Source organism: Streptomyces sp. SP18CS02 (assembly GCF_036322365.1).
Lineage (GTDB): Bacteria > Actinomycetota > Actinomycetes > Streptomycetales > Streptomycetaceae > Streptomyces.
The window spans coordinates 1-24,270 of record NZ_JAQYXC010000254.1 but is presented as its reverse complement, the minus strand read 5'-3'; the positions used below and the strand labels follow the sequence as shown (position 1 = coordinate 24,270).

Genomic DNA, 24,270 nt, shown 5'->3' with positions numbered 1-24,270 from the left:
GAGGGTTCAGGACGCCAGGGCGGTCCAGGAGACCGGGACGCCCGACCAGGAGGCGGCCGCCGGCCCGAAGACGAACAGGGAGAACTCGGTGGCGGAGATGCCGAACGCGCGCGCGTGCCACTGGGCGGTGGAGCCCACACCGGAGTTGATGTTGCAGTAGACCCGCGGCGGGGCGGCGAACGGCGTGTCGAAGGTGACGACCCGGGTGTGCGAGGTGCTGTTGGTGAAGGTCAGCGTCTCGGTGCGGCTCTCGCCGTAGTGCGCCTTGTGCGTACGGACGATGAAGTCGTCGTCCGTCTTGAGGGTGTTGGCGGCCGCCCGGTAGAGCGAGGTGTCCACCACGGCGGTGCCGCCGGCGCCCCACATCAGCGCGCCGCTCGCCTTGATCAGCAGGCGGGACGCCCCGTCGTCGCGCACGCGCACCGAGATGGCGTCGGAGGCGGGTTCCGCCTCGCGGAACCGCAGGATCGAGTCGGTGCCGACGGTGTTGACCGCGTCCCGGTACAGACGGGCGTCGCCGAGCTGCAGGACGCCGTTGTTGCCGAGCCGCAGGATCGGCTCCCACACCGTGCCGCTCCAGCGCTGGAGCACACCGTCGAGGTCCCGGTACTGGCCCGGGTAGCCGCCGTCGAATCCGCCCGCCCAGCCAGGCGGGACGATCCCGCCGAGCGCGGCGGTGTAGCGGCGCCGTTCGGCCACGGCGGCGGCCCAGTCGAGGCCGCCGCTGCCGGCGCTCGCCCCGGCCGGGACGGTCACCTCGTACAGCTTCTCGCTGTTGGCGGGGGAGACCGGGGCCACCGGGGTGGCCGTGGCAGCGCCCTCGATGACCAGTACCTCGCCCTTGGGCGTGGTCGACCCGTCGTAGACCGGGTCGTGGACCTTCACCACCACGGCGTCGATGCGGCCGTAGGTCGCGTGCCCGGGGCTGAACGTCAGCAGCTCGTCCGCGTCCACGGCGACGGCGTAGCCGCCCTGGGTGGCCGCGTGGGCGCCCTGGATCCAGAGCCGGCCGGGGGTGAGGGTCGCCTGCATGGCGGAGGCGGGCCGCAGATCGAGTCCGCCCGGTACGCAGCCGCCGCGGGTGGTCAGCGGGCCGCTCGGGGTCATTCCCGCGGAGGCCGCCAGACGGTGGTCCTCGGGGGACATGCCGCTGCTCAGCCGCCCTACTCGTACGCTCATCGTCTGTTCTCCCTGAAGGTGATGGGGGCTAGAGGTGGGCCGAGCGCCAGCTCAGGCGGGCGGCCGCGGCCGGATCGCCGTCGGGGGCGCGGAAGTCGAGCCGGTTCTCGCCGGGCGAGAGGACGAACGACTGCTCGGGGCTGCTGCCGGGGGCCGCCGTGTACAGCCGTGAGGCGCGTCCGCCCAGCAGGACGGTCCCTTCCTGGACGTCCACGGTCAGCCGGTCGTCGGCCGCGAGCGTGATGTCGTACTCCAGGACCCGGCCGGTGGTGTGGTTGACCAGCCGCGGGCGGGTGACCGGGCCCGTGAACTCGACGCGGGGGCAGGTCGCCACCGAGCCGCTGTTCACGGCGACGGCGGAGCCGCCGGAGGCAGGGGCGCCGTAGTCCAGCGGGTAGCCGAGCGGATAGCCGAGGCCCGCGCCGTAGCGGGGGAGGGCGAGCGAGACGCTCTGCTCCTGCGGCTCGTAGCGGCGCGGATCGGTGGCCGTCCACTGCACGGTCACCCTGGTGGCGCCGCCGGTGGTGAACCTCCGGTCGGTGGGGACGGCGCGCTGGGCGATCCGCGCCCGTACGGCGGTGGTACGGCCGTGCAGCCGGACGGCCAGCCACTGTTCGGCGTCGTCGGTTCCGGTCCCGGTGGCGCGGACGAACGCGTCCAGCAGTTCGCCCGGGGCGCCGGGAGCGGCGTCCGGCAGCAGCCAGACGCCCGCCGTGACGACGCGCGGACGGGCCCAGCGGGCACCGGGCCAGGCGCCGTGTGCCGTGGGCCGGTCGGCGTCGGCGGCGTCCAGGGCGGGCAGGTCGGCCCAGCCGGTGAGGCCGTCGCGGTCGATCTGGAACGGGGTGGTGGGGCCCAGAAGAAGCCCGGCCCACTGGATCTGCCCGTCGAGGGTGATCAGTGAGCCGGGCGCGGATGTGGTGTCGGTCATGTGCGGTTGCCTCGCAGCGTCACGGCCTCGCAGCGGCCTCGGAGCGGGGTGCCGGGCGGGTGTCCTGAGCGGGTGGTGCCGGGCGGGTGTGCCGGGGGCCGGGCGTCCGGGGCGGTGCCCCGGGCCGGCGGCCCGGGAGCGGCTCGTGGGACGGGCCCGGCGGGAGCGGGCCGGGGCAGGGGGCGGGCCTCAGAGCAGGGGGTCGACACGGAGGTAGCGGGTGTCGAACCACGCCTCCACGGCCGCGTCCTCGGTCCGGTAGAGCGCCGTGACCACGTGCTCCGCCCCGGCGGCGAGCCCGGTCACGCGGTACGTGGACGTCACGGACATGTAGCGGGACCCCGCGTACACGGCACACAGGTCGTCGTTGGCCGGCGAGACGACGGTGGTGCCGCGCCGGACCACGGCGCCCGCGAAGCCGTACGCGGTCGACGAGGTGACCATCTTGATGCGGGCGCCCACCGTGACCAGGACGCCCCCGGTGCGCGGCGCGGTGAACGGCAGCGCCATCGCGGTGCCCGGAGTGTCGAGCAGTTTGTCGGTGAAGGCCGTCGACTTCGTGTAACCGGCGTCGTTGGAGAGCGTGTACGCCGGCCCGGGCACCGCCGGACGCCAGAGCGTCCCGTCCCACCGCTCCAGCCGCGTGGCCGTGTCCCGGTACTGGCCCGGATAGCCGTCCCCGCTGTGGGCGCCGGCCGGCGCGATGCCCCCGATCCCGCGGCCGTACGCCTCCCAGCGCGCCCCGTCCCAGCGCTGGAGCACGCCGTTCAGGTCGCGGTACTGGCCGGGATAGGCGCCGTTGCCGGAGTCGCCGGTGACCGGGAGGACCCCGCCCAGCGCGACGGTCGTGGTGCGCCGGTCGGTCAGCGCGGCCGCCCAGGCGATCCCCCCGTTCCCCGCGCTCGCCCCGGCCGCCACCCGCACCTCGTACAGCGCCAGCGCGGTGCCGGGCACGGCGGGGGCGGCCGGGACCGGGGCGGCGGTGCCCTGGAGGACCTCCACGACGGCCTCCGCGCGCTGCGAACCGTCGTACAGGTCGTCGTACACGCGCAGCACGACCAGGTCGACCCGGTCGTGCTGGGCGTGGCCGTCGGCGAAGGTCAGCGCGGTGGGCTGGGTGAGCGCCACCGGGTAGGCGCCCTGGCTGTCCATGCCCTGGACGATCGCCCGGCCGGGGAACACCGTCGCGGCCATCGCGGACGCGCCGGAGACGGTGAAGCCGGAGATCCGGTGCGTGCCGTCGGCGGAACCCGGCAGGATGCCGGAGCGGGTGCGCACCGGCGACTCGGGGGTGAGCGCGCCGAGCGCCGTGACGCGGGTGTCCTCGCGGGTCTGGCCGGACGGCGCCAGCCATCCGCTGCGTACGTTCATCGTCGTCGCCTCTCTGCTCGGGGCCGTGGGCCCGGTCGGTCGTCCGGGGGCCGGCGCGGTCGCGGCGACCGGCCCGGGTGCCGCGCCGGTCGCGGGCGTCGCGTCACCACTCGGCGCTGCGCCAGCGCACGGAGGCGGACGCGCCCGGGGCCGACCACTCCGGGCGGAAGGCCAGTTCGCCGCGACCGGCGCCGAACGCGAAGAGCTCCTCGGGCCCGCTGTCGGGGGCGGCGGTGTGCCGGCGGGACGCGGTGCCGTTGAGGGTGACCGTGCCGGCGGCGGTGTCCACGACCAGTTCGTCGTCGGCGGCCAGCTCGATGAGGTAGCGCAGCCGGCGGCCGCTGCCGCGCTCGGTCAGCGCGGGGTTGACGCAGGGCCCGCGGAAGGTGATCACCGGCTGGGTCGGGGCCGATCCGTCGTTGGTGACCGCCATGTCGCCGGTACTGGCCGCCTCCCCCCACTCCAGGGGCCAGGTCAGCGGCCAGGTCAGCCCGGTCTCCGGCTCGGGCGCGCCGGTGGAGGCGGACCGCTCGTCCACGGCGTAGCGCCGCGGGTCGGTGGCGAGCCACTGGACGCTCGCCCTGGCGACGCCCTGGGTGATCAGCTGCCGGTCGGCGGGCAGCACGCGCTGGGTGACCCTGGCCCGTACGACGAGGGTCTCGCCGTGCACGCGCACGGCCAGCCACTGCTCCTCGTCGCCCAGGGCGAGGCTCCGGCGCAGGGTGCGCAGGGTGTCGAGCGGGTCGCCGCCCGGCGGCGTCAGCAGCCACACCTGGGCGCCGATCCGGCGGGGGCGGGCGTACTGGGCGCCGGGCCAGGCCCCGTGCGCGGTCGGGCGGTCGGCGTCCGAGAGGTCGGCCTCGGGGAGGTCCTCCCAGCCGGTCATCCCCTGCCGGTCGATCTCGTACGGGGTGCCGGGGCCGAGCAGCAGTCCGGCCCACTGGATCTGCCCGTCGCGGGCGATCAATGAGCCGGGTGAGGTGTCGTCGGGTGTGCGGGGGGTCGTCGTGGCGGTCGCGGCCATACGGCCGTCACCTCCTGTCATGAGGCGGGAGCGGGCGTCGTCGGGGGCCTGCGGGGAGGGCGCGGGGACGCGCGCTCACGGGGAGGGCGTCGTCGGGGGCCTGCGGGGAGGGCGCGGGGACGCGCTCACGAGGCGCGGGCCAGGAAGAGCAGGTCCTCGGCGATCCCGTACGCGCTGCCGCCGGCCGGCTCGTGGAAGGTGTGCAGGCCGACGCGGCGCGGCCCGGACGTGTCCGCCCGGCTGCCGGGTTCGGCGGGCCGCAGCTGCTCCAGGGCGGCGAGCGGAAGGACGGATCCGGGGCGCGAGCCGTGCGGCGGGGTGACCACACCGCCCTCGGCGAGCATCGGGATCTTCGGGATGTCGACGCCGAACTTCTTGCCGAGGATGCTGAAACTGAGGCTGTTGAGGCCGTCGATGACCCAGTTGGCGAAGGAGATCAGTCCTTCGAGCGGCGCCTTCATCACGCCGACGACGGCCTGGAGCCCGGTCAGGATGAAGTCGCCGATGCCTCCGAGGGCGTCGCCCGTCGCGTTCGTCACCCGGGTGAAGGCGTCCGGGATCTTCTGCGTGATCCAGTCCAGGACGGGCCTGACGCCGTTCTGCAGGCTGTCCCAGGTGCTCCGCACGATCCCGCTGAGCGCCCGGGTCACGCCCTCGACCTTCTGGCGGACGGCGGGGAACCCCTTGTCGAGGAGCGCGCCGATCACCTTGAGGACGCCGGTGACGATGGTCAGTACGGCCGTGAAGTACGCCGAGACGACGGTGGCGTAGGCCCGGACGACCGGGGCGAGGAACTTCCCGATGCCCTGGAAGCCCTTGAGGACCTGGGTGAAGACCTGCCTCATGATCCGCTGCCCGGTCTGCGATTCGACCGCCAGCTCGATGAGGTAGCCGATCACGGGGACCAGCAGGCCGAGGACGAAGCCGAGCGGATTGGCCCGCATGGCGATGTTGACGGCCGTCATGGCACCGGCCGCGACGGCCAGCGCGCCGCCGAAGACGGCCATGAAGCCTCCCACGGTGATCCCGGCGGCGCCCAGCAGATCGGCCACGGAGACGAACCCGCCGGCCTCGGCGGCCAGGGCGCCCAGGGCGCCGCCCGCCGACCGCACCCGGCCGTTCGGGCTCCGCAGCCGGGAGCCCGCGGTCCCGGCCGTCCGTCCGGTCGCGACGGCGGAGCGCCCGGACGCCTCGGCCCCCGCCTTGAGGCCGCCCACCGCGGTGGCCGACGCCTGCGTGCCGGGCCGTATGCCGTCGAGGGTCCCGGCCGCCGCCCTGATGCCCCGGCCGATGGTCCGCAGGGACCCCGTCGTGCCCGACAGGTGCCCGCGGAGGCCGCGCAGCGCGGCCGCCACGCCGGCCATCGGATCCATCGCCGGAAGGGCCGCGGCACTCATCCGCGGGCCTTCGCCAGGAACATCAGCGCCTTCGCCGTGTCCCGTACGTCACTGGAGGGGGCGGCGTAGTAGTGCTCGATGTGGAATCCGGACCCGCCCGTGGTGACGCTCCGGGCCCTGGCCCGGGCCGCGGTGTGCCGCAGCAGCCGGTTCAGCTTGGACAGCGGGAGCACGGCCTCGGCCTCGCCCGCCTCGGCGATGATCGCCGGGACGCCGCCGGCCCGGGGGGTGATGACGCCGCCCTCGGCGAGGCGGGGGATGCGGGGCAGGCTGACGCCGAAGGTCTTGCCGCCGACGAGCGGCACCCAGCCGGGGATCGACACCTTGATGCCGTTGAGCTTGCCGATGGCCGAGTTGATCAGGTCGATGACGGCGTTGATCGGGCCGCGGACGGCTCCCTTGATGGCGTCGAAGGCGCGCGAGGCGATGCCCTTGAGCCCGCCCCAGATGCTGGACAGCTTGTCCTTGACCTTGGTGAACGCCTGGGGAATGACATCGCGGACCCAGTTGATGACGGGCGAGATGATGTTCTTGATGCCGTTCCAGACACCGGATATCACCGACTTGACGGCGTTCATCACCGTCGTGATGACATTTTTCCAGGCGTTGAAGTACGTCGTGATGACCTTGGCGACGGCCTGCACGACCACCGTGACGGCCTTCTTGATGCCGTCCCACACCTTTTTGATCAGGTCGCCCGCGGCCTTCATGATCGGCCCCACGGCCTTCATGACACTGCTGATGACCTTCTTGATGGCGTCGAAGGCGACCTTGAGCACCTTCTGCATCGTCTTGGACTGGGTCGCCATGTCGACGACCTTCTGGATCAGCGGGGCGAGCAGATTGAGCAGAGTGCCGATGAAATTGCCCTTCATCGACTTGTTGAGGCCGTTCATGCCCTTGGAGGCGTTGTCGGCCCCCTTCTTGAAGTTGCCGATCTGGGTGCCGCCCCGCTGGCCGGCCTGACCGGCCTTGGAGAGCGACTTGTCCGCCCGGTCGGCGGCCGATCTGAGGTTGTTCAGCTCACGGGTGGACCCCTGGGCGGCGGACCGGAGCGCGCTCAGCCCGCTCTGTCCGGTACGGGCGCCCTGGCCGATGCTCTGGGCCGCCCGGGCCGAACCGTCGGCCTGGGCCTTGAACTGTTTCAGTGAGCCCGCGGCCCGTGCTGCTGCGGAAGCGAGCGACATGGCGACTCCTTGCGATAGGGCGATCAGGCGAAGGCGGTGGCGAGTGCGTCGACGGTGCTGCGCAGGACACGGAGGTCGGAGGCCACTCCCTTGATCGTGGGGCTGGCGTTGTCGACTCCGCGCGGAAGGCGATGGGCGGGGAGTCCGGCGACCCGGTCCGCCTCCCTCTGGCGCTGGGCCTGCGTGGCCTGACCGGCCCGCGCCGCACCCCGGAGGGCTTCCTTGATCTTGTCCATGTCACGCCGGAGGTTTTCCAGGATCGCGTCGTCCTGCTCCTTCTCGCGCCTCTTCGCTTTCTGCGTCCGGCTTTCGAATACCTTCTGCCACTTGTCGATCCACGTGTTGGTCCATTTGAACTCGCGTGTGGCGCCGAGAATGGTGATCCCCTTTTCGTCGACCTTGAAAAGGGAGATTCCGATGGTGGCGAGCGTCAGCCCGGTGACCGTCGCACCGACTCCGGTGAGCGTTCCGCTCAGCTTGCTCTGGGAGATGCTCAGGTCGCTGATGGTCCTGCTCAGGCCGGCGATGCTCGTGGAGTTTCCGCTCAGGGTGCGGCGGTCCTCCTTGTAGGACTCCTTCAGCGTCGCGATGTCGGAGCCATGGGTGGCGAGCGTCCCTCCATGACTGGCTATCGTCGTGCGGAAGGATTTGATGGCGCCCTCGGCGATGCCGAGGTCCCTGTCCAGTTGTGCCGTATCTCTGGCCATGTCCACCTCGCAGTGGGGTTCGGGTGAGGGCGTTCTCCCGGTGGCGAGAGGTCACCTGAAGAAGCCGAGCAGTTCGGAGGGGCTGGGGGCTTCCGGGCCTGCGGCGTCTTCGGTGCCTGCCGCGCCGTCCGCGGCGGTGTCACCCGGCCGCGGCACCGGCGCCGGGGGCTCCGGCGGTTCGCCGTCCTCGTCCGTGTTGACCGTGGCGAACATCCAGTTCGCGGCGGCCAGATGGTCCACCACCGCCGCCAGCAGGTGGTCGGTGACCGACCACTCGGCCTCTTCGCCGTACAGGTCGCGGTTGACCGCGCTGTCGCGTGGCAGGTGCTTGACGAGCACCGCGAGCCGACGGGAGGTCAGCCGGCCGCGGTGCCAGTCGAGCAGGTCCACGCCGTAGTAACGGAGCAGGTCGGCTTCGAGGGCCTCGGCGTGTTCTTCGGCGAACGCGACGAGGCTCAGTCTTCCCCCAGGCCGAGCCCGGTCTCCTTGCCGTACGCCTCAAGGATCCCGGCGATGTCCTGCATGGTGATGTCGTGCCGGGTGAAGCGCTCGAACTGCTCGGCGCCCATCAGCAGCCCCAGCAGTCCGTCGACGTCGTTGTCGTCGAGCTGCTGGAGTGCCTTGGCGGTGACACGGGTGAGTTCGGTCGGGAGCTGGAAGGTGTCGCCGTCCAGGTCGAAGGACCAGGAACGGCCGACGGCCTCCATGCGCTGCGCGCGTGCGGCGTTGACGTCGAAGCGGGCCATGGGCGGGTGCCTCCAGGGAGAGAGAAGGGGGTGGGCGGTGCCGGGCGGGGCCGTGGACGGCCCCGCCCGGCGGGTGTCACACGGCGGAGTACGCCGGGTCCTTCATCACGAAGGTGGCCAGCGGCGCGTTGTCGCCCGAGGACAGCGCGGTGAAGGTGACACCGAGCGACGCCGCGGACTTGCGGGCGAGCTTGATGTCGTCGGCGGCGGTCACCTGGCCGCGCGGGATCACGAAGCGGTACGTGATGTTGGTGCCGTCCGTGAACTCCAGGCCGAGCGCGCGCTCGTCGAAGGTCGGGCCGTCCGGGATGCTGAGGCTGAAGACGCCGGCGGCGTCGGCGACCGGCTTGACGTCGGCCTTGCTGCCGCCGATGAAGAACGGCAGCGTGTCCTCGTTGAACTGGAGCATCGCGAACTTCAGCGTGAGGTCACGGTCCGAGTAGACGAACCGGGCCGGGCTGATGGCCTGCCAGGTCTCCACCGGGTCGAGCTTGTCCTTCTTGGCGAAGGTCACGCCGTCGGTGGTGGTGTAGCCGAGGTCCGTCCACGCCGCGCCCCAGTCGGCCGCCGGGTTGGCGGAGAAGGTGGTCGGGGCGGCGGCGCCGACCGTGCCCACGAGGACTCGGCCGGTACCGGCCACACGGATCTCGGACGCGTTGTTTCCTGCCATGACTGGTACTCCTTGGGTGAGGTGGTGCCTGAGGGCTGCCGCGGATACGGCAAAGGCCCCGCCGTGGGTGGCGGGGCCTGGACTGTGGGGCGTACGGGGCGTGTTCAGGCCGTACGCAGGGAGAACCGCAGCACGCAGAGATAGCGGTTGGCCGCGGTGTAGAGGTAGTCGGGCAGCCAGCGGGGGCCGTCGGCCTCGCTGACGTCCGTGACGGTCGAGGACCCGTGAACCGTGCCGGCCGACTGGAGCAGCACCGCCCGCGCCGCGTTGGCGAGGGTGTGCGCGGCCGGTTTGTCGGGGCCGTAGACCTCCAGCTCGATCAGCGGCTGGTCGAGGTGCAGATCGTCGATCCAGGCACCGCCGCGCCGGGAGACGATCACGGCCCGCGCCGTGCCGTCGAAGCCGGGCGGCGGGGTCTCGTCCACGATCGCCCCCGCCAGCTCCGGGCGGTCGGAGAGGAGGTCCACGACGATGGCCTCCACGTCGGGGAACGTGCTCGGGGCTGAGCTCATGACGGGATGTCACTCCATTCGTACGCGGGGGAGACGAGGACGGCGGAGCTGTGTCCCGGAGGGATGGGGGCACAGCTCCGCCGCTGCACTCATTGTGATTGAGATCGTGCGAGCGCGCAACTAGTTCGTGCGCGGCCGCACTTGGAACGTCGTTCGGAGTGGTGTCCGCCGACCCCGGCGCGTTACGCTGCCTACTTCGAACGTGTATTCGAAAAGGTGGCGGTGCATGTGGAGGTGCGCATGGTCAGCAGTGCTCAAGAGCGGCTGACCGAGGTGGTCGCCGCAGTCGTGGAAGTCGCCGCGGAGGCGGGGGAGTCCGGTACGTACACCGGAGAGGTCGCGAGAACGCTCACCGCCGTCGTCGGCAAGATCGGCGCGCGCATCGCCGTCGACGCCGAGGTCCGCGGGTTCACCAGCGGCTGGCAGGAGGCGGTACGGCTGACCGGCACGCACCCCGGTGCCGATGGGGCCCGTGTGCCGCGCGTCCACGCCGAACGGCCCGGCGGCCCCGAGAACCTCGCCGGCCCCCCGGAGCGGTCCGGGCGCCCCGGAGGCGCCGAGAGCTCTGTGAGCGCCGGAGACCCCGAGAAGCCCGGAAACCCCGACCCCGAGAAGCCCGGAAACCCCGACCCCGAGAAGCCCGATAGCCCCGGAAAACCCGAGAGCCCCGACAGGCGGCCAGGTGTCTCCGGTGCCTCCGGCGGCCCGGACGGTCCCCGCGGCCCGGGCGGTCCCCGCGGCCCCGGCGGTCCCGGGGCGTCCGGCGGTCCCGGGGCGTCCGGCGGTCCCGGGCGGCCTGTCAGGGGTGACGGCCCATGACACCCCCACCTCCCGGTCCGCGGGCACGCCGGAGACGCCGGAGACGCGAGAAGAGGCGGCCGCCCCGCGAAGGGGCGGCCGCCTCTGGTCTCCGCGCCGACGGCTCAGCCGGCGGCCGGCGCATCGCCGTGCCCGCTGTGGCCCCCGGCGGCGGGGGCGCCGAGGCCGGCGGGCCTGCGCCGCGCCGCGCGCTCCGCCGCGAACACGTCCTCCAGCCGGTAGAGCAGGGCCCGCCCGCGATGACCGGCCGGCCGCAGATGCCCGAGCTGGACCCACTTGCGGATGGTGGCGGGCACCACCCCCGCCTCGCTCGCCGCCAGTTCTCCGCCGATCAGCGCGCTCATCGCCGATTCCCTCCCGTGTCTCCCGTGTCTCCGATGTCTCCCGTGTCCACGGTGTCTCCCGCCCGCTCCCGCGCGCGCTCGTCCATCGAGGCGCCGATCTCCCCGGCGTCGCCCCCGGACGACGAGGCCAGCGCATCCCACTGCGCCTCGCGCCATACGTGCCGGTAGGCGGGATCCGTACGGCAGTCGCACTCCTCGTCCTCGCACCGGCAGGCCGGGTTGACGCACAGCACCGCCCGGCGGGCCGGGAAGGCGCGCAGGGACACCGAGTCGCACCACGGGCAGCGCCCGCGCACCCGGACCATCGACTCGGTGTCCCCGAGCGCGCGGGAGCAGCGCCGCGCCATCCGCCGGGCTTCGTCGCGGACGTGCTCGACCAGCGCCGGGTGGGCCAGGGCCGGATCCAGCAGACCGGCGATCCGCGACAGGCGCTGCGGTACGCGGGCGTGGCGCGGCCGCCCGAGCCCGAGCTTGTCGTGGACGGCCTCGTCCAGCTCGACCACCCCGTCGGTGATGTCGCGGATCGCGTCCGAGACGTGCAGCCGCAGGGGCGCGGCCGAGTGGCCGGGCACGGCGAGCCCGTGCCGCTGCTCGACGAGCAGCGCCTCGTGCCGCTCCTCGCGCAGAAGCTCGTCGCCGGGGCCGCTCGGGGCGTGTCCCGCCCCGGGTGCCCGCCGTCCGGGCGCGAGCTCGGTCAGCAGCTCGGGGAACTGCCGCAGGAGGGCTTCTATCCACAGGGCGGCGTCACGGCGGACGCGGTCGGGGTCGTTCGGTACGGGCACGGTGCCTCCCAAGGGGTACGGGCGCGGGCGGGGACGGATCGTCATGCGGGGCGAGGTGCCCTTCCACGGGGAGCGACCGGGCGCCCGTTGCGCCACAGCCGTCCGGCGCTCACGCCGTCGAACCAGCTCTCCGCCGGGGCGACCGTCTCCTCGCACTCGCGCACCACGGGGCAGCGCCCGCAGGCGAGCAGGGCGGGCCGGGCCTCCGCCTCGCGGCGGGAGAAGACGACGTGCGCGGGCAGACCGGAGCACGCCGCCGCCGCTCGCCAGCCGAGGAACTCCAGGACCTCGGGCAGCGGCAGGGCGGGCGCGGAGGGACCCGCGCCACGGGCCGCGGCTCCCGGTCCGGGCGGCGGGCCCCCGGATCCACGGCGGGGGGCGCGAGCAGGTCCGGGCGCGGCTCCGGGCAGGGACGCGGCGGCGGGCAGGGACACGGGCACGGACACAGGTACGGACACGGCGGCGCTCCTGACTCGGCGCGACGCGCCGGACGCGGGCTGTTGCGGATTCGCACCCTCGCATGTTGCGTGCTCGCACGCAACTTCTTTCCCTTGGGTCCCTTTGCACAATCCACACCCCACAGGCCTGAGACCACGTAATTCCGTGCGCGCAAGCGCGATAAGCTGAGGCCCGCTTCGGAGGGAGGCGACCATCCATGACCGCCAATGAGCTGGAGCAGTTCGCCGCCTGGATCGAGGAGCTCATCCGTCGGCGCGGCTTCGACATCGACAGCCCGCGCGGGGGCGGCAAGTCCCGCCTCGCCGACGAGGCGGGCGTCCACCGCGCCGCCATCACCCGGCTGCTCCAGCGGCAGAGCATGCCGGACCTGGAGACCACCCGGCGCCTCGCCCACGTCCTGGACGTGCCCGTGCGGGACATGCTCATCCGGTCCGGCCGGCTCACCGAGGAGGACCTGCCGCTGCCGCAGGCCGCCGAGGGGGCGACCGGTACCGAGGCCCGGCAGCTCACGCTGGAGGAGGCCGCGACGGCCCTCGGCGTCCCGTCCGACCAGCGGGAGATGTTCATCAAGGTCGCCGGTCAGTTCCTCCCGGCCTCGCCCGTGCGCAGAGGTGAGCGCGCCCCGCTCGCCCGCGACTGAGCCGATCCCGGCCGGCCCGCCCCGCGGCCGCGGGCCGTCGGCGCCCGTGCGCGCTCGGCCGGGCCTGGAAAGGTTCTTCCGGACCCCCACCAGTAAGCTGGCCCGGCCTGGCCCCCCACGCCACGAGCAGGCTGTACGCCCCTCAAGTGCCGCGCACGCGCCCGGCAGCCGTCACCAGAGCTGACGCGTGACCGACGTGTGCCTCCGACGCCAGGGCGGGATTGGCAGCGATGGGACGCGAGAGAGAGATACGCATGGCCGAGGGCGACGAGCGCTCCCGGCCAGCCGACGGCCCGGCCGGCGGCCGCCACGAGGGCCACGCCGACGGTCACGGCAGCCGTGACACCCCCGCCGGCGGCCACGGCGGCCGCGCGGACACCCATGACCGCCATGACGGCCATGACACCCATGACGACCGTGACGACCGTGACGGCCGGCACCGCCGCTCCGACGGCCGTTCCGGGGCCGACGGCCTCCCGCCGCTGCCGCCCGACGACGTTCCGGGGCTGCTCGGCTTACTCGGCAGACTGCTGGAGCGCCACGGCCCCGGGGAGATCGCCCTTCTCCTGCGCGACGAACTCGACCGCCGTGAGGTGCGGGCGTACGCCGACGGCTGGCGGGACGCCGCCGCCCACTACGCCGCCGCGCTGGAGGAGGCCCGGCTCGCGCGCGCCCGGACGCTGCGGCTGGTGGGCCGTACGCCGGGTCAGGCGGCGGTGATCCCCTTCCCGCAGGACCGGCAGGACGGCGACGACCCGGTGCGCGGCGGTCCGCCGTCCCCGGGCCCCGCCGCGAGCGGCCCCGGGTCCCCGGCGGGCGGAACCGGCTCCACCGCCGTCGGCACCGGCCGGGCCCCCGGCGGCGGCACCGGCCACGCGCCCCGGAGCGGCGCCCGGCAGGAGGCCGCGGCGGACGAGCCGGGCGACGCTTCCGCCGGTTCCGCGCGGGCGGAGACCGACCCGGGGGCCAGGCCCGCCTTCGTACCGAAGAGCCGCAACTCCCGCGTACCCACGATTCCCAGGCTCGGTCCGTCCCGGCCCCGGCGCGAGCCGTCCGCCGCGCCGGACGACGACACCCTGTGAGAGCCTGACGGCGACACCCTGTGAGAGGGGCGTGGCGGGCCGTCGTGGGGCGGGGCGCTGGCGTGGCATTTGTTTTGACCGGAGTCCATGCGATAGGTACGCTCAGACCTTGTGCCTGGGGTGTGCCTGGGCTCCTGTGCGTGTCCTCAACCGCACGGCGAGTCCGTAAGGGCCACCGCAATCTGCGCTCCTTCCTGCCTTTGGGTGGGAGTCCGCAGTATTCGACACACCCGACCGCGTGGGTCGGTGACTGTTCCAGGTTAGTTTCACTACGGCACACAGAAACCGGAGAAGTAGTGCCTACGATCCAGCAGCTGGTCCGGAAGGGCCGGCAGGACAAGGTCGAGAAGAACAAGACGCCCGCGCTCGAGGGTTCGCCCCAGCGCCGCGGCGTCTGCACGCGTGTGTTCACGACCACCCCGAAGAAGCCGAACTCGGCCCTCCGTAAGGTCGCGCGTGTGCGTCTGACCTCCGGCATCGAGGTCACGGCCTACATCCCGGGTGAGGGACACAACCTGCAGGAGCACTCCATCGTGCTCGTGCGTGGTGGCCGTGTGAAGGACCTGCCGGGTGTTCGCTACAAGATCATCCGCGGTTCGCTCGACACCCAGGGTGTCAAGAACCGCAAGCAGGCCCGCAGCCGCTACGGCGCCAAGAAGGAGAAGTAAGAATGCCTCGTAAGGGCCCCGCCCCGAAGCGCCCGGTCATCATCGACCCGGTCTACAACTCTCCCCTTGTCACGTCGCTGATCAACAAGCTTCTGCTCGACGGCAAGCGTTCCACCGCCGAGCGGATCGTGTACGGCGCCATGGAGGGCCTGCGCGAGAAGACCGGCGCCGACCCGGTCATCACGCTGAAGCGCGCCCTTGAGAACGTCAAGCCGTCTCTCGAGGTCAAGTCCCGCCGTGTCGGTGGCGCCACCTACCAGGTGCCGATCGAGGTCAAGCCCGGTCGCGCCGCCACCCTCGCGCTGCGCTGGGTCGTGGGTTACTCCCGCGCCCGCCGCGAGAAGACGATGACCGAGCGCCTCATGAACGAGCTGCTCGACGCGTCCAACGGTCTTGGCGCTGCCGTCAAGAAGCGTGAGGACACCCACAAGATGGCCGAGTCCAACAAGGCCTTCGCGCACTACCGCTGGTAGTCGCTACCCACATCGAAACCGAGAGAAGACTGAGCCTTATGGCCACCACTTCGCTTGACCTGGCCAAGGTCCGCAACATCGGGATCATGGCCCACATCGACGCGGGCAAGACGACGACCACCGAGCGCATCCTGTTTTACACCGGTGTGAGCTACAAGATCGGTGAAGTCCACGACGGCGCAGCCACGATGGACTGGATGGAGCAGGAGCAGGAGCGCGGCATCACGATCACGTCCGCCGCGACGACCTGCCACTGGCCGCTCGAGGACGTCGACCACACCATCAACATCATCGACACCCCGGGCCACGTCGACTTCACCGTCGAGGTGGAGCGTTCGCTGCGCGTGCTCGACGGCGCCGTGACGGTGTTCGACGGTGTCGCCGGTGTGGAGCCCCAGTCCGAGACCGTCTGGCGTCAGGCGGACCGCTACGGCGTTCCGCGTATCTGCTTCGTCAACAAGCTCGACCGTACCGGCGCCGAGTTCCACCGCTGCGTCGACATGATCGTGGACCGCCTCGGCGCGACCCCGATCGTGATGCAGCTGCCCATCGGTGCCGAGATGGACTTCAAGGGCGTGGTCGACCTCGTCCGCATGAAGGCCCTCGTGTGGTCCGCCGAGGCGACCAAGGGCGAGATGTACGACGTCGTCGACATCCCGGCCACGCACACCGAGGCCGCCGAGGAGTGGCGCGGCAAGCTGCTCGAGACGGTCGCGGAGAACGACGAAGAGATCATGGAGCTGTACCTGGAGGGCCAGGAGCCTTCCGAGGAGCAGCTGTACGCCGCGATCCGTCGTATCACCATCGCTTCCGGCAAGGGCGGCGACACCACGGTCACCCCGGTGTTCTGTGGTACCGCGTTCAAGAACAAGGGCGTTCAGCCCCTGCTCGACGCCGTCGTGCGCTACCTCCCCTCCCCCCTGGACGTCGAGGCCATCGAGGGCCACGACGTCAAGGACCCGGAGGAGGTCGTCAAGCGCAAGCCGTCCGAGGAAGAGCCGCTGTCGGCGCTCGCCTTCAAGATCGCGAGCGACCCGCACCTCGGCAAGCTCACCTTCATCCGGGTCTACTCGGGTCGCCTGGAGGCCGGCACCTCGGTGCTGAACTCCGTGAAGGGCAAGAAGGAGCGCATCGGCAAGATCTACCGCATGCACGCGAACAAGCGTGAGGAGATCGACGCGGTGGGCGCCGGCGACATCGTCGCCGTCATGGGCCTGAAGCAGACCACCACCGGTGAGACGCTGTGCGACGAGAAGAACCCGGTGATCCTGGAGTCCATGGACTTCCCGGCGCCGGTCATCCAGGTCGCCATCGAGCCCAAGTCCAAGGGTGACCAGGAGAAGCTGGGTGTCGCCATCCAGCGTCTCGCGGAGGAGGACCCCTCCTTCCAGGTGCACACCAACGAGGAGACCGGCCAGACCATCATCGGTGGTATGGGCGAGCTTCACCTCGACGTCCTCGTCGACCGTATGCGTCGCGAGTTCAAGGTCGAGGCGAACGTCGGCAAGCCGCAGGTCGCGTACCGCGAGACGATCCGCAAGGCCGTCGAGCGTCATGACTACACCCACAAGAAGCAGACCGGTGGTACCGGTCAGTTCGCCAAGGTGCAGATCGCGATCGAGCCGCTCGAGGGCGGCGACGCCTCGTACGAGTTCGTGAACAAGGTCACCGGTGGCCGCATCCCCAAGGAGTACATCCCCTCGGTGGACGCGGGTGCTCAGGAGGCCATGCAGTTCGGCATCCTGGCCGGCTACGAGATGACTGGCGTCCGCGTCATCCTTCTCGACGGTGGCTACCACGAGGTCGACTCCTCCGAGCTCGCGTTCAAGATCGCCGGTTCGCAGGCCTTCAAGGAGGCCGCGCGCAAGGCTTCGCCGGTCATCCTCGAGCCGATGATGTCCGTCGAGGTCACCACGCCCGAGGACTACATGGGTGAGGTCATCGGCGACATCAACTCCCGCCGTGGCCAGATCCAGGCCATGGAGGAGCGCAGCGGCGCTCGCGTCGTGAAGGGCCTCGTGCCTCTCTCGGAGATGTTCGGCTACGTCGGAGACCTCCGCAGCAAGACCTCGGGTCGCGCAAGCTACTCGATGCAGTTCGACTCCTACGCCGAGGTTCCGCGGAACGTCGCCGAGGAGATCATCGCGAAGGCCAAGGGCGAGTAACTCTTCCGAGTTCACGCTTTAGGCTTGTCACCGGATACTCCGGGGCATTCGGTGCCGATCGCACCACGTGCCCCGGGGGCCGGCATCCCAGCAAAGATCACCTGGCGCCGATGAAGCAAGGCGTACAGAACCACTCCACAGGAGGACTCAGTGGCGAAGGCGAAGTTCGAGCGGACTAAGCCGCACGTCAACATCGGCACCATCGGTCACATCGACCACGGTAAGACGACCCTCACGGCCGCCATTACCAAGGTGCTGCACGACGCGTACCCGGACCTGAACGAGGCCTCGGCCTTCGACCAGATCGACAAGGCTCCTGAGGAGCGCCAGCGCGGTATCACCATCTCCATCGCGCACGTCGAGTACCAGACCGAGTCGCGTCACTACGCGCACGTCGACTGCCCCGGTCACGCGGACTACATCAAGAACATGATCACGGGTGCGGCGCAGATGGACGGCGCCATCCTCGTGGTCGCCGCCACCGACGGCCCGATGCCGCAGACCAAGGAGCACGTGCTCCTGGCCCGCCAGGTCGGCGTTCCGTACATCGTCGTCGCCCTGAACAAGGCCGACATGGTGGACGACGAGGAGATCCTGGAGCTCGTCGAGCTCGAGGTCCGTGAGCTCCTCTCCGAGTACGAGTTCCCGGGCGACGACCTGCCGGTCGTCAAGGTCTCGGCGCTCAAGGCGCTCGAGGGCGACAAGGAGTGGGGCCAGTCGGTCCTGAACCTGATGGCCGCCGTCGACGAGGCGATCCCGCAGCCCGAGCGTGACGTCGACAAGCCGTTCCTGATGCCGATCGAGGACGTCTTCACGATCACCGGTCGTGGCACCGTCGTCACCGGTCGTATCGAGCGTGGTGTCCTCAAGGTCAACGAGACCGTCGACATCGTCGGTATCCGTCCGGAGAAGACCACCACCACGGTCACCGGCATCGAGATGTTCCGCAAGCTGCTCGACGAGGGCCAGGCCGGTGAGAACGTCGGTCTGCTCCTCCGTGGCATCAAGCGCGAGGACGTCGAGCGCGGCCAGGTCATCATCAAGCCGGGTTCGGTCACGCCGCACACGGAGTTCGAGGCCCAGGCGTACATCCTGTCCAAGGACGAGGGTGGCCGTCACACGCCGTTCTTCAACAACTACCGCCCGCAGTTCTACTTCCGTACCACGGACGTGACCGGCGTCGTGACCCTCCCCGAGGGCACCGAGATGGTCATGCCGGGCGACAACACCTCCATGACGGTCTCGCTGATCCAGCCCGTCGCCATGGAGGAGGGCCTGAAGTTCGCCATCCGTGAGGGTGGCCGGACCGTGGGCGCCGGCCAGGTCGTCAAGATCAACAAGTAGTCTTGTTGGTATGACCTGGTAGCTCCCTGGAGCATCAGCAAGGGCCCCGCACCGAAAGGTGCGGGGCCCTTGTCGTGCTCCGCCCCGGGCCTTCCGCGTCCCGCCGGACCGCCGTGTCCGGCCGGTTCTTCGCGTCCGGCCGGCGTCCTGATGCTTCGGGGCTCCCGGACGCTTCGGCGGCAACGGGCCGGCCGGGTCCGGCCTCAGCTCTCGGTACGGGCCTCGGGCGCCCACGTCCACGGGTGCGCGTCCGCGCCCAGGCCGATCGCGAGGGCGCCGTCGCGGCCCAGGTGCAGGGTCGCGGCCTCCACCGCCACCGCCCCGCGCGTACGGGTCGACAGCCGGTCCCCGTCCCGCAGCAGCATCCGCCCGTCGGCGTCCTTGCCGAGCAGCACCGGCCCCTTGGGCGTGGCGGCCGCACCGACCGGCCCGTGTCCGTCCAGCTGGACGCGCGAGGGGGCGGCGCCGTCCACCCGGACCGCCAGCAGCTCCTTGGCGGCCGGCGCCCGGTAGTACAGCTCCAGGTCCCCCGTCGGCGTGGTGGCGACCGCCACCGGGTCGCCGGACAGCGGAAGCGCGCTGTCCGCGCGGAAGACCACCGGCGACCCGGTCGCGTCCTGCGACCAGTGGTGGACGCCCTCGCGCCCGGCCGCGAAGAGGTGCACCCGGCCCGCGCTGTCCACGGCGGCCGACAGCCCGTCCTGCACCTCCTCGCCGCCCAGGTCCCGCCAGGGGCCCCAGGCCCCGTCCGTGTCACGGACCCGGCTGCTGACGCCCTTGTCCGCGTTCCGTACGAAGAGGTGGATCCGGCCGTCCCCGCCGGTCACGGCCACCGGAACGCCCAGCCGCCGCCCCCGGTCGTCACCGCGCTCCGGGTTGCCGAGCCCCGCCCAGGCGCGGAACGGACCGCCCGGCGAGCGCTGCTCCAGCACGACGATCTCGCGCCTGTTGGCCCCGCCGTGCCCCCCGAGCGCGGCGAACCGCAGTCCGAACAGCAGCTGCCGCCCGTCCGGCAGCGCCGCCGCCCCGAGCCCGGGCGCCAGCGGCCCCCCGCCCAGGTCGTCCGGCGCGCCCCACCGGCCGCTGCCGCCCTCCGTCTCGCGCCAGCGCACCGCGCGCAGCCCCAGCACCCCGTACGCGGTGAGGCGCCCGTCGCGTCCGGTCGTCACGACCGGCCCCGCGTCCGGGTAGCGGTAGTGGGTGGCGCGCACCCAGCCCTTCTTGTTGGTGAGCGGACGCCTGCCGCCGACGCTGTAGTCGCCGCATCCGGCGCTGTTGCCGCACTGCCAGGACGGGTCGCCGCCGTACGGGACGAGGTGCGACGCCTTCTCCTGGAGGACCTGGGGCGGCAGGTTCTTGGGCCAGTGGCGGTTGTAGTACCCGCGGAACGACGTGGTGACGAAGGCGGGTATCGCCCCGCCGTCCTTCGTCGCGTCGGCGACCCAGCGCACCATCGCGGCCCAGCTGAAGCAGGCGACCGCCGTGTGGTCGGCGTGGTCCGAGTAGCCGGGCTGCTCGGAGTCCTTCTTGCGGGTCTTCTCGTCGCTGTGCTGGATGTCCGGGTCGGGATCCAGGGTGTGTATCACGGTCGGCCGGTACTGCTCCATCAGCCCGACGAGCACGTCGATCAGCCGGTCGTAGTCGTAGTCGTCGGCCTTGCGCACGGGCGAGTCGTCGGCCACGACGGTCCGCAGGCCCAGCGCACGGTCCTTCCACAGGCTGGGGAGGGCCATCCAGCGTCGCGGGGCGTGCATCGAGAGGTTGAGGAAGACCAGCTCCACGCGCCGGTTGCCGTTGGTGATGGTGTTGATCTCCGCCCGGCGGCCGCCGCGCAGCGTGACGACGCCCTTCTGCCAGCTCGCGAAGACGTCCAGGCCGAGCATGGTCGCGTACGCCTGGCGCAGGCCCTGGTGGCGGGCGGAGGAGTAGGCGGACTTGTCGGCGGGGGTGCCCTTGCGGCCGGGTATGTGGTTCCTGCCGTCGTGCTCGCCGGCCGTGACGTAGACCGTCACCAGCGGCACCCCGGCGTCGAGCATCCGCCGGGCGTCCGGGTTCATGAAGTACAGGTCGTCGTCCGGGTGGGCGGCGATCTGCATCAGCTGGGCGCGCCGCGAGCTGGTGATGGGGATGCCGGGAGCCGGGTCGGCGGTGGGCCCGGCCCGCCGGGGGGCGGGCACGGAGCAGGCGCCGAGGGCGGTCGCGCCGGTCAGGGCGGCGAGGGCGGCGACGACACCGCGCCGCCGCGGCCGCCGCCCACCCGTCCGCGGGCCCCGGTCCTCGGTGTGCCCGGGGGTCTCGCGAGGCGAGCCGCCCATGCCTGCGCGAGCAGCGCTGTCGTCCACGTGTGGTGCTCCGTCCGCTTCCCCCGCAGCGGCCGGCAGAGGGCCCCGTCTGCGTAACGTCATCTCCCCAGGCGGCGGGCGGGCGGTCGGAGCCGCGGCCCCCGCGATCGAGTAGACGGCTGAGCGATGCCCGGGGTTGCCCGTGGTGACGTCCTTTGTTCGAAACGGGACATCCGTTCGGGGCGCGGGGGTCGGTTCCAACGGGGCGTCCCCCTCACGGTTCTGTCGTGGCGTCACCCGACCCGGCCGAGGGGCCGGTCCGCGTCCCCGGGAAGCGCCCGGCAAGCGCCGCACTCGCCCGGTTCCGGCGCCCGGAACGCCCGGTCGCAGCGCTCGCAGTTCTGCAACGGGTGCTGCCGCGCGGCCGGGGCGGCGCGGGGCGCGGGCGGTGGCGGGAGCAGGGCGGTGAGCCGATGGGCGAGCAGTCCGGCGGCGCGGCGCACGCCCTCGGGCGGCAGGTCCGCCGTCAGGGCATGCCGTACGGACTCCGCGCTGACGTCCCGTTCCAGCCACGCGGCGACCCCTGGCGCCAGCCGCTCCGCGTCCCGCGCGGAGAGCAGCAGGCGCGGGTCCTGGCGGTGCAGGCCCGAGAGCAGGGCGGTTGCGGACGCGAGGAGGGAGGCGGCGGGGAAGGCCGGCCGGGGCACGCGCAGCGGCGCGGCTTCGCGGCGGGGGGCGTGTACGGGCTCGGGGGCGGGCGGCGCCACCGAAGCGCACGCGGCGTCGTCCTCGCCGATCGGGCGGCCGGGCGGTGGTCCGGGCGGGCAGGCGCGCTCCGGAGTGTCCGGGGCCACGCGCTCGCATCCGCCGTCCGGTTCGGTCCGCCGCGCGCCGGGCTGGTTGCACGAGATCGTGCGGGTGACCATCAGGCCGCTCGCCAGGCGCTCACGGACCCGCCGCAGATAGCCGTGGACCTCCAGCTCGCGAAGGGCCCCGGCGATGCGGTCCGCGCCCTCGGGGAACCTGGCGGTCAGGGTCCTGATGTCCACCAGTGTGCCGGTGGGCAGGGACTGGATGTGGGCGGCCAGCCCGATCGCCGTCAGGGACAGCTCGGGATGCTGGACGAGGTGGTTGCCGACGACGGTGAAGCGGGTGGTGTGCCGGGTGTTGTCGTGCCTCACGCCGTACGGATGCCGCTCGCGGCGGTCACCGTGGGTGCGGGTCCGGACGGGGGCGGGGCGCCTGTCCGCGACGGCGGACGGGGCGTGCGGGGGAGCGCTAAAGTGCTGGGTATCCATCAGGAAGGTACTGCTTCCTCGGTGGTCAGGCCCTCGCCCGGATTGCCGTCCCGGCGGGGGCCGTCGCATGTCTGTGGTCGGTTGTCGTGGTGAGCGTAGAACACGCAACGGGGCGCCCCGCCAGTCCAGTCGGAGATGTTCACCCCTGTGGGTGAGCCGGGTCCGGGGGCGGGAGGGGTGGGGTCTGGTGGGGTTCTTTCTTCTCCTTCGTTTCTTTGGAAAGACCGCCCGGGCCACCGGGACCCGGAAAACCGTGACCCGGTGCGACGTGCCGCGATGCGCTCTGATCGCGTGGCTCCGGTACGAGGTCCAGCTCGGCCCACACCGTCTTGCGCGGGACCGGCCCCATGGTCACGCCCCAGCGGTCCGCGAGGACGTCGACGATCAGCAGCCCGCGTCCCGACTCGTCGTAGGGGGCGGACGGCCGGTGCGGGCTCGGCAGCCGGTCGTGGCACGTATCGGTCACCTCGATCCGCAGAGCGCGATCACGGTCCGTCGTGCGGAGCGCGAGCAGGAAGTCCCGGTCGTCCACGCGCCCGTGCGTGACCGCGTTGGCGGCGAGCTCGCCGACGAGCTGCGCGGCGGTCCCGATCGCCCCGCCCGGCACGCCCCACGCCCGCAGCCACTCGGTCGCGAGCAGCCGCGCGAGGCGGGCACCGCGCGACGTGGGGGACAACTGCACGGTGAAGTGACGTGTGGGAATGCCGAGTTGACTGTTCATGTGGTTCACGTCACACATCCTGCCGACGCCACCTTTTCGGGCGCCAGTGACTCTGGGCGTGCGTACGGTGACTGTCCGGAGCTTGTCCCGTGCTGTCCGGCCTGTCCGCGCGGTTGTGCGGGCACGGGGGGTCCAGTGGCGGCGGTACGTCGGAGGTGGCGCGGGTGCGGGTGGAAGCGAACGGTACGGAAGGGCCCACGGGCGAGGCGGACGAGCCCGGCTGGGAGGTCGACCCGGACGACGAGTCGGGCGCGGCGGTGGTCGCCACGGTGGGCCGCCAGCTCCGGCTGCGCCGTGAGGCGGCAGGTCTCCGGGCGGCCGAATTCGGCCAGGCGATCGGGTACGGCGAGGACCTCGTCTACAAGGTCGAGGCCGGCCGCCGCATCCCGAGGCCCGAGTACCTGGACAAGGCGGACGCCGCGCTGCGGGCGGGCGGCCTGATCGCGGCCATGAAGCAGGACGTGGCGGAGGTCCGCTACCCGAAGAAGGTCCGGGACCTGGCCAGGATGGAGGCACGGGCGGTGGAGCTCTGTGTGTACGCCAACCATGGCATCCATGGCTTGTTGCAGACGGAGAGTCACGCGCGCGTGCTCCTGGAGACCCGACAGCCTGCGTACTCGCTGGACGAGGTCGAGCGAGGCGTGGCCGCCCGTATGGCCCGCCGGTCGATCTTCGACCGTACGCCTGCGCCCATGCTCAGCTTTGTTCAGGAGGAAGCCGCGCTGCGGCGCCCCATCGGGGGCAGAATGGAGTGGCGCCGCCAGCTTGAACGTCTGCTGGAAGTCGCCCGCTTGAGGAGCGTCTCGCTTCAAGTGATGCCATTGAACTGCGAGACCCACCCCGGACTGGACGGTGGGATCGAAGTGCTGAAGTTCGGGGATGGTACGGCTGTAGGGCGCTCAAGCGGGGCCTTCAGCGGACGGGCGGTCACTGATCCAAAACAGCTCAGGATCCTCGAATTGCGGTATGGCATGATCCGGGCGCAGGCTCTTGCGCCACGAGAGTCGCTGGCCTTCATTGAGCAAGTGCTGGGAGAGACATGATCCGCGACACCTCTGCCGGGGCGGCCGGTGCCATCGCCTGGTTCAAGAGCAGCTACAGCGACAGCAGCAGTGGTAACGACTGCGTCGAGGTGGCGATCGCCCCCGCAGCCGTCCACGTCCGGGACTCCAAGAACACCGAGGGCCCCCGGCTCGCCGTCGCGCCCGCTGCCTGGTCGGACTTCCTGACGTACGCGTCACGGTCCTGACCCCGGGCACTGGCTACACCGACCGAACACCCCCGCACCCGGCGGGTGCCGGGTGCGAGGGCGCTCCTGGTGTGCGTACCGGGCTCCCGCCCGGTGGCTACTCCTCCGCGAAGATCTCTTCGGCGGACGTGGCGCTGACCGCGCGGGTGAGCCAGCGGAGCAGGAGCTCGGGTTCTGTGCTGCCGACGATCCGCTCACGGACCTCGTCACTGACGTAGAT

The 24,270-nt window shown here is 72.0% G+C and carries 26 protein-coding genes; 9 read left to right on the top strand and 17 right to left on the bottom strand.

What is annotated here, in order from left to right; genetic code table 11:
* Nucleotides 1-6 precede the first annotated feature (6 nt).
* The 11 genes from PUR26_RS04405 to PUR26_RS04355 form a co-directional block, all read right to left on the bottom strand.
* A complete protein-coding gene (locus tag PUR26_RS04405) occupies nucleotides 7-1,179 on the bottom strand; it encodes an H-type lectin domain-containing protein (RefSeq protein ID WP_329869403.1) in 1,173 nt (390 codons plus the stop codon).
* 28 nt (nucleotides 1,180-1,207) lie between these two features.
* Nucleotides 1,208-2,110: a phage distal tail protein gene (locus tag PUR26_RS04400; protein ID WP_329869402.1), complete on the bottom strand. Its 903-nt coding sequence runs from the start codon at nucleotides 2,108-2,110 to the stop codon at nucleotides 1,208-1,210.
* A 189-nt stretch (nucleotides 2,111-2,299) separates the two neighbouring features.
* Nucleotides 2,300-3,481, bottom strand: a complete 1,182-nt coding sequence (locus tag PUR26_RS04395; RefSeq protein ID WP_329869400.1) for a hypothetical protein — start codon at nucleotides 3,479-3,481, stop codon at nucleotides 2,300-2,302.
* Between the two features lie 103 nt (nucleotides 3,482-3,584).
* On the bottom strand, nucleotides 3,585-4,505 hold the full coding sequence (locus PUR26_RS04390) for a phage distal tail protein (protein WP_329869399.1): 921 nt from the start codon (nucleotides 4,503-4,505) through the stop codon (nucleotides 3,585-3,587).
* A 125-nt stretch (nucleotides 4,506-4,630) separates the two neighbouring features.
* Nucleotides 4,631-5,902, bottom strand: a complete 1,272-nt coding sequence (locus PUR26_RS04385) for a tape-measure protein (protein ID WP_329869397.1) — start codon at nucleotides 5,900-5,902, stop codon at nucleotides 4,631-4,633.
* Complete coding sequence (locus tag PUR26_RS04380; RefSeq protein WP_329869395.1) at nucleotides 5,899-7,089, bottom strand: phage tail protein; 1,191 nt, start codon at nucleotides 7,087-7,089, stop codon at nucleotides 5,899-5,901. The genes PUR26_RS04385 and PUR26_RS04380 overlap by 4 nt, the downstream gene beginning before the upstream one ends.
* 23 nt (nucleotides 7,090-7,112) lie before the next feature.
* Nucleotides 7,113-7,796 carry a hypothetical protein gene (locus tag PUR26_RS04375; protein WP_329869394.1) on the bottom strand — a complete coding sequence of 228 codons (684 nt, stop codon included), beginning with the start codon at nucleotides 7,794-7,796 and terminating at the stop codon, nucleotides 7,113-7,115.
* Between the two features lie 51 nt (nucleotides 7,797-7,847).
* A complete protein-coding gene (locus tag PUR26_RS04370) occupies nucleotides 7,848-8,186 on the bottom strand; it encodes a hypothetical protein (RefSeq protein ID WP_329869392.1) in 339 nt (112 codons plus the stop codon).
* 65 nt (nucleotides 8,187-8,251) lie between these two features.
* Nucleotides 8,252-8,542 (bottom strand): hypothetical protein, encoded by a 291-nt coding sequence (locus PUR26_RS04365; protein WP_329869390.1) that lies wholly within the window; start codon nucleotides 8,540-8,542, stop codon nucleotides 8,252-8,254.
* Nucleotides 8,543-8,618: 76 nt separating this feature from the next.
* The gene (locus tag PUR26_RS04360; RefSeq protein ID WP_329869388.1) at nucleotides 8,619-9,212 is read right to left on the bottom strand and encodes a phage tail tube protein; all 594 of its coding nucleotides are present in this window, start codon (nucleotides 9,210-9,212) and stop codon (nucleotides 8,619-8,621) included.
* Nucleotides 9,213-9,316: 104 nt separating this feature from the next.
* Entirely contained in the window at nucleotides 9,317-9,724 is a 408-nt protein-coding gene (locus PUR26_RS04355; protein ID WP_329869386.1) for a hypothetical protein, read from the bottom strand.
* Nucleotides 9,725-9,940: 216 nt separating this feature from the next.
* On the opposite strand from PUR26_RS04355, the gene PUR26_RS04350 reads away from it, so the two are divergent.
* Nucleotides 9,941-10,543: a hypothetical protein gene (locus PUR26_RS04350; RefSeq protein WP_329869384.1), complete on the top strand. Its 603-nt coding sequence runs from the start codon at nucleotides 9,941-9,943 to the stop codon at nucleotides 10,541-10,543.
* A 104-nt stretch (nucleotides 10,544-10,647) separates the two neighbouring features.
* Here the strand turns inward: PUR26_RS04350 and PUR26_RS04345 are convergent, their stop codons facing one another.
* Genes PUR26_RS04345 through PUR26_RS04335 form a run of 3 tightly spaced genes read right to left on the bottom strand, consistent with a single transcriptional unit; the run spans nucleotide 10,648 to nucleotide 12,127 of the window.
* Nucleotides 10,648-10,887 carry a hypothetical protein gene (locus PUR26_RS04345; RefSeq protein ID WP_329869382.1) on the bottom strand — a complete coding sequence of 80 codons (240 nt, stop codon included), beginning with the start codon at nucleotides 10,885-10,887 and terminating at the stop codon, nucleotides 10,648-10,650.
* Nucleotides 10,884-11,669: a hypothetical protein gene (locus PUR26_RS04340; RefSeq protein WP_329869380.1), complete on the bottom strand. Its 786-nt coding sequence runs from the start codon at nucleotides 11,667-11,669 to the stop codon at nucleotides 10,884-10,886. The genes PUR26_RS04345 and PUR26_RS04340 overlap by 4 nt, the downstream gene beginning before the upstream one ends.
* Before the next feature lie 41 nt (nucleotides 11,670-11,710).
* The gene (locus tag PUR26_RS04335) at nucleotides 11,711-12,127 is read right to left on the bottom strand and encodes a WhiB family transcriptional regulator (RefSeq protein WP_329869378.1); all 417 of its coding nucleotides are present in this window, start codon (nucleotides 12,125-12,127) and stop codon (nucleotides 11,711-11,713) included.
* Between the two features lie 197 nt (nucleotides 12,128-12,324).
* On the opposite strand from PUR26_RS04335, the gene PUR26_RS04330 reads away from it, so the two are divergent.
* The 6 genes from PUR26_RS04330 to tuf all read left to right on the top strand — a co-directional run bounded on the left by PUR26_RS04330 (nucleotide 12,325) and on the right by tuf (nucleotide 18,500).
* Nucleotides 12,325-12,768, top strand: coding sequence for a helix-turn-helix domain-containing protein (locus tag PUR26_RS04330; protein ID WP_329869376.1), 444 nt, complete (start codon nucleotides 12,325-12,327; stop codon nucleotides 12,766-12,768).
* A 230-nt stretch (nucleotides 12,769-12,998) separates the two neighbouring features.
* A complete protein-coding gene (locus PUR26_RS04325) occupies nucleotides 12,999-13,850 on the top strand; it encodes a hypothetical protein (RefSeq protein ID WP_329869374.1) in 852 nt (283 codons plus the stop codon).
* A 296-nt stretch (nucleotides 13,851-14,146) separates the two neighbouring features.
* Complete coding sequence (rpsL, locus tag PUR26_RS04320) at nucleotides 14,147-14,518, top strand: 30S ribosomal protein S12 (protein ID WP_003948652.1); 372 nt, start codon at nucleotides 14,147-14,149, stop codon at nucleotides 14,516-14,518.
* Nucleotides 14,519-14,520: 2 nt separating this feature from the next.
* Nucleotides 14,521-14,991 carry a 30S ribosomal protein S7 gene (gene rpsG / locus PUR26_RS04315; protein WP_254372672.1) on the top strand — a complete coding sequence of 157 codons (471 nt, stop codon included), beginning with the start codon at nucleotides 14,521-14,523 and terminating at the stop codon, nucleotides 14,989-14,991.
* 38 nt (nucleotides 14,992-15,029) lie between these two features.
* The gene (gene fusA, locus PUR26_RS04310; protein ID WP_329869370.1) at nucleotides 15,030-17,156 is read left to right on the top strand and encodes an elongation factor G; all 2,127 of its coding nucleotides are present in this window, start codon (nucleotides 15,030-15,032) and stop codon (nucleotides 17,154-17,156) included.
* Between the two features lie 150 nt (nucleotides 17,157-17,306).
* Nucleotides 17,307-18,500, top strand: a complete 1,194-nt coding sequence (gene tuf / locus PUR26_RS04305) for an elongation factor Tu (RefSeq protein ID WP_329869368.1) — start codon at nucleotides 17,307-17,309, stop codon at nucleotides 18,498-18,500.
* 203 nt (nucleotides 18,501-18,703) lie between these two features.
* Here tuf and PUR26_RS04300 read toward each other — a convergent pair whose 3' ends face one another.
* The 3 genes from PUR26_RS04300 to PUR26_RS04290 all read right to left on the bottom strand — a co-directional run bounded on the left by PUR26_RS04300 (nucleotide 18,704) and on the right by PUR26_RS04290 (nucleotide 22,801).
* A complete protein-coding gene (locus PUR26_RS04300) occupies nucleotides 18,704-20,815 on the bottom strand; it encodes a PIG-L family deacetylase (RefSeq protein WP_329869625.1) in 2,112 nt (703 codons plus the stop codon).
* A 260-nt stretch (nucleotides 20,816-21,075) separates the two neighbouring features.
* Nucleotides 21,076-22,080 (bottom strand): helix-turn-helix domain-containing protein, encoded by a 1,005-nt coding sequence (locus tag PUR26_RS04295; protein WP_329869366.1) that lies wholly within the window; start codon nucleotides 22,078-22,080, stop codon nucleotides 21,076-21,078.
* Nucleotides 22,081-22,219: 139 nt separating this feature from the next.
* Nucleotides 22,220-22,801: an ATP-binding protein gene (locus tag PUR26_RS04290; protein WP_329869364.1), complete on the bottom strand. Its 582-nt coding sequence runs from the start codon at nucleotides 22,799-22,801 to the stop codon at nucleotides 22,220-22,222.
* Nucleotides 22,802-22,965: 164 nt separating this feature from the next.
* Between PUR26_RS04290 and PUR26_RS04285 the strand changes: the two genes are divergently transcribed.
* Together PUR26_RS04285 and PUR26_RS04280 are read left to right on the top strand one after the other, a co-directional pair.
* A complete protein-coding gene (locus tag PUR26_RS04285) occupies nucleotides 22,966-23,844 on the top strand; it encodes a helix-turn-helix domain-containing protein (RefSeq protein ID WP_329869362.1) in 879 nt (292 codons plus the stop codon).
* Complete coding sequence (locus PUR26_RS04280; RefSeq protein WP_329869360.1) at nucleotides 23,841-24,050, top strand: DUF397 domain-containing protein; 210 nt, start codon at nucleotides 23,841-23,843, stop codon at nucleotides 24,048-24,050. The genes PUR26_RS04285 and PUR26_RS04280 overlap by 4 nt, the downstream gene beginning before the upstream one ends.
* Nucleotides 24,051-24,270 lie beyond the last annotated feature (220 nt).